Genomic DNA, 4,047 nt, shown 5'->3' on the forward strand with positions numbered 1-4,047 from the left:
TCTCTCCAGTAAATTCGCCTCAACGGGTGGAATTGTTCGACCCCAAGGAGGGGAAAGATACCAACTTGTTTTGAGTGCGTTAACATTGTCAATCATGCTTTTCTCCCCAATAAGTAATTAATAGCTTCGGCATCAATAGAGGCAATACGCTTTTTTAAATGTTGTGGGGGATTGTCAAAAAACTTTTTGAGATGCCATCTTCGAACTTGATAACGTTTAGAAGAACGGCGGCTAGTTTTCAGCCAACCACGGCGTACCCAGGGCAAACGCATCTAAATTACTCTTGATCACAACGAAGGTTAAGAACCAACGAAAAAATCAGGATTTCGAGCTTGATTATTTTTTAAGCCCCAAAGCGATCGCCTAAAACTTTCGCAATAAGCAAAACTTAATGACATTGATTTTAAATCTATTGTCAATAAAGTATGCTTATTGACATGATGCGGCCGCCCTGCGGCGTACCCAACCAGAAACAGTGGTGGAATGCACACATAGAACACGGGCGATTTCAGCACTACTATAGTTATCGAGAAAGGGGCTTGTAGAATAACCCAAAGCCCAAAGCTTAGTAGCGATAGCAATTGGAGTGCGAAAATATCCATGTTTTTTTAAGATTGAGGCTATTTGTTTTGGGGTATAAAGTTCAGCCTTAGCTTCAATGATTCCGAGTTCTTCATCAGTCCATTTTGTATGCATCTAATTAGCTCCCCTATTTATGCAGATTTAGTAGAATGTTCTTTGACAATTTGAGCGTTAATTGATTCAAAGTCCACTTGAAAGATATTCATATCTGTGGACATTTCCCCAGTGTTGTAGCGGTCTACGATGTGCTGCTTGATTGCAGATTTATTTAGCCCATCAGGGATATCGATGTGAGCTTCACTTGTGATTTTTTCAACAACTGTGACAATGACTTTCATAAATAATTCCTATCTAATTAATTGAGGATTCAGAAGTAAAATTATTCTGAATCCTGACTTCTGATTTACACTGCTCCGGCTTTTGCAGTTTGCAACTGCTGCATCCATCCGTTGATTGCCGTTAATTCATCCGCACCGCTAGCAACAGCATCAACAACTAGCTTTTGATACAAAGATTCAGCATGATTGGGATGGTCACACTTACCTGCTGCCCAAGCCAAACACATGGTTTTGATTAGTTCATTAATCTGGCTAATATCAAGTAAACTTGGGCGGTCAACATCCTGGAATTGCAACCACTCTCTGACCAAATCAAGGGGATAATCAAGCAAGGTGCGAATATTTTTAACTCGTAAATCCTGTGGGTGTACTGATTGAGGAACTACACTAAGTTTTGGTGGAGTCAGTGGGGGTTCGGGAATCGAGTTTAAAGTTGCACCCAATAAAGATTGGATGTCACGAATGATTGTTGCCCAATCCAAATGTTTACTCCATTCCCTGTAAATCTTGGTTTTGGTTGCAGCATCATAAAGATTACAGAAAACCGTGTTTTCGTCGCCAGCATTAGCAACAATAATCAGTGGCTTAGAAAAATCCTGAACTAATGACGCAGCTAAAAGAAAGCTTTTGGCGAAAATGGTTTCAATGCCAGTTCTCGCTACATAAAGTTCATCAGCACTCACGACAATATCGAGTTTGAGATTGTCTTTGCCTTTGAACTCTTTAGTCGTCAATCGCAGTTCTGACAAGTAGCCAGTTAACGCCCTTTGGGGAATTGGGATTTTCTTCTCCTGGCTGATATTGAACTTGTACCAAACGAAAGATTCCCCGTCTATTTCCCCCTGATTGACATATAAAGAGATGGGTTCGGGAGGGTTGCATAAACCTAGTTTGATTTCAGTAACCATATTTTGTTGACCTATGCAATAATTAGTGGTTTGTAGCGTAAACTTTCAGTGCTTTACGATTGCTTGAAGAAAAGCTGATATTCAAGCAATCGCTTTTTTACTAAACAGAAAGTTATCGATTCCGCTCTAACTCCCATTGCAGATAAGTCAGCGCAGTGCTAGCATCAGAAATGTTTAAATCAGGGGTATATCCCTCGTCCAGCAGTTGTTTGTAGCCTGGATGTACAGCAATATCGGCTATCAGGGTTTGGGCTTGTTCAACTAATTGCTGGAGGCTGGTGTTAGACATTTCAATGCCCAGCCGTGAACATAAATCCTCTGCCTTTACACCGAAGGTTCCTGGCTGAATCTCGGTTTCTAATTCTTCAAGCAGAGATTGGAAATTCGGGTGTTTATCGTTAATTTCAATCTCAAATAAATCTGCGCTCTTTGTAACGACGCTTGCCCAATCTGGCAGAGTAGCTGAAATGGTTTTCGCGTAAAGTTTCATGATTTTCTCCTCTGGGATTAATAACCTAAAAATCCTCGGCAATCTCCAACAAAAAGCCGCGTCCCGTGTTCTGTACTTGCACCAGTTCTTTATCCAACAGTGTTTGGATGACTGAATCCGAGAATTGAAATTGCAGCCGATGTAATGGAACACAACCGCCGCAAAGCTGAAGTAAACGCAGCAAATGATTTGCTCTACGGTCAAAGCTGTTGTTTACTTCCTTAGCCATTGTTTGCACCTTGAGTTAATACGGTTAACTGTCGGTTGAGAATGTTTATCTGCTGTTGATAAAAGTCAATCTCTGCGGTAATTTTCTGGAATAATTCTTCTGCCGTGAGCGTTTGGATTTGATCCTCTTTTAAGTACGATGTTTCGTCAGAGCTTTTTTTAGGCATCAGGACATAACGCCATCCATCGCCAAATTGTTCAGCCAATTCTGTACCAGTCGGGTAGTAGTAAAGTCCTAGAATCATGCCCTGTTGTGTACGCTGATCAAAAGCAAAGCGAGGGTAGTCCCAGTGTTTGGGAATCGATATTGTGGGTTGCATATTGATTGGTGAATGAAGGGACAATGAAGCGGAGGAGCGGAGGAGCGGAGGAGCAGAGGAGCAGAGGAGAGATTTGTATAGATTCTTTCCCCTCTGCACCCCTGCCCCTCTGCCCCCCCTGCCTCCTTACGCTGTGACTAACTCCGTTCTCTCCAACAGTCGTTGCAATTTATCGCCAGTTAACTGTTCTAACGGTTGCTCTAAAAAATATTCATCAAAAATGGATTTACCATCATTAGACACGCCCAGCATCGACAGCGATTGAACTGCTGACATTGCAGAATCACAGCGTACGCGCTGGGTTTCGTCTGCTGCGCGTGTGAACCACCAGTCGCCGTCAGTTTGTCCTACTTCGCCTAATTTCTCGTCATTCTGGTAAATCCCATCGTCGAGGATTTCAAACCCGTACTTCTCGCACTCGTTGAAAATCTGCGCCATGATTTCGTTGCCAGTAGTGCATGGTGTTGCAAGTTGTTCCTGCACAGGTAATGAGCCATCTTTGTAGTGAGTGCAGATGAAGCGATGACAACGCATTACGGTGTTGGTACGAAATACTTCTTTACCGTTGATCATGACTACCCAGCGTTGGGTTAAATGGTTGTCGTCATGGCTGATGTTAGCTACCAGTTTGTCATCAGCGTAATATTCGTAATGGTCAAACGAAATTTCGATTATTGTGAAGGGTTGGGGAGCTACAACTTGGGCTTGGTCGGCAATGAAGTGGTCGAGTTCGGCTTGGGCGAGGGCTTGGTTGTCGGGGGCAGCAGGGGCAATTTTCTGAATCTTGCTTGCCTGATAGTTAACAATGGCGAAAATCCAGGCATCCTTACAGCGTTTGTCGCTTACTTCGGCTGTGCAGGCTATTTCGCTGTAGATTTGCTTGAGTCGGGCAATGGATTTCAGTTGCAGCTGTTGATGACTGTAGATTTGGTATGTCATTATTTATTAAGATTCCCTGCATAAATGTATGGGTTTTTCAAAAGGCGATCGCTTCCAAAGTTTCCGAGGCTAAGGGCGATTGCCTTTTGTAATAGTTATATTATGCTATTCTGCTAACTGATTGTCAATATACTGATTAGCAATTAGTCTGTTAATTGATAGCCTGTATGTTGATTGGCTGTTATTCTGTAATCAGATAAGCGTTAATGGAGGTTAATCATTAAAAACGTGTTAGCACTTTG

9 protein-coding genes are annotated in these 4,047 nt (G+C 42.4%); all 9 read right to left on the reverse strand.

Features of this window, described 5'->3' with window-relative positions:
- Positions 1–96 (reverse strand): DUF1392 family protein (locus H6G97_RS46930; protein ID WP_190946636.1); only part of this gene is annotated, 96 nt, incomplete at its 3' end.
- Positions 93–272, reverse strand: coding sequence for a hypothetical protein (locus tag H6G97_RS46935; protein ID WP_190947225.1), 180 nt, complete (start codon positions 270–272; stop codon positions 93–95). The genes H6G97_RS46930 and H6G97_RS46935, both read right to left, overlap by 4 nt.
- Positions 273–429: 157 nt before the next feature.
- Positions 430–696 (reverse strand): terminase gpP N-terminus-related DNA-binding protein, encoded by a 267-nt coding sequence (locus tag H6G97_RS46940; protein WP_190947226.1) that lies wholly within the window; start codon positions 694–696, stop codon positions 430–432.
- Positions 697–713: 17 nt separating this feature from the next.
- Positions 714–920, reverse strand: a complete 207-nt coding sequence (locus tag H6G97_RS46945) for a hypothetical protein (protein ID WP_190947227.1) — start codon at positions 918–920, stop codon at positions 714–716.
- A gap of 65 nt (positions 921–985) precedes the next feature.
- Positions 986–1,828: a hypothetical protein gene (locus H6G97_RS46950; protein WP_190947228.1), complete on the reverse strand. Its 843-nt coding sequence runs from the start codon at positions 1,826–1,828 to the stop codon at positions 986–988.
- Positions 1,829–1,940: 112 nt separating this feature from the next.
- Positions 1,941–2,318: a hypothetical protein gene (locus H6G97_RS46955; protein ID WP_190947232.1), complete on the reverse strand. Its 378-nt coding sequence runs from the start codon at positions 2,316–2,318 to the stop codon at positions 1,941–1,943.
- Positions 2,319–2,343: 25 nt separating this feature from the next.
- Complete coding sequence (locus H6G97_RS46960) at positions 2,344–2,547, reverse strand: hypothetical protein (RefSeq protein WP_190947229.1); 204 nt, start codon at positions 2,545–2,547, stop codon at positions 2,344–2,346.
- Entirely contained in the window at positions 2,540–2,866 is a 327-nt protein-coding gene (locus H6G97_RS46965; RefSeq protein WP_190947230.1) for a hypothetical protein, read from the reverse strand. The genes H6G97_RS46960 and H6G97_RS46965 overlap by 8 nt, the downstream gene beginning before the upstream one ends.
- 126 nt (positions 2,867–2,992) lie before the next feature.
- Positions 2,993–3,805 (reverse strand): hypothetical protein, encoded by an 813-nt coding sequence (locus H6G97_RS46970; RefSeq protein ID WP_190947231.1) that lies wholly within the window; start codon positions 3,803–3,805, stop codon positions 2,993–2,995.
- Positions 3,806–4,047 lie beyond the last annotated feature (242 nt).

Source organism: Nostoc flagelliforme FACHB-838 (genome assembly GCF_014698065.1).
In the GTDB taxonomy this organism is placed as follows: domain Bacteria; phylum Cyanobacteriota; class Cyanobacteriia; order Cyanobacteriales; family Nostocaceae; genus Nostoc; species Nostoc flagelliforme_B.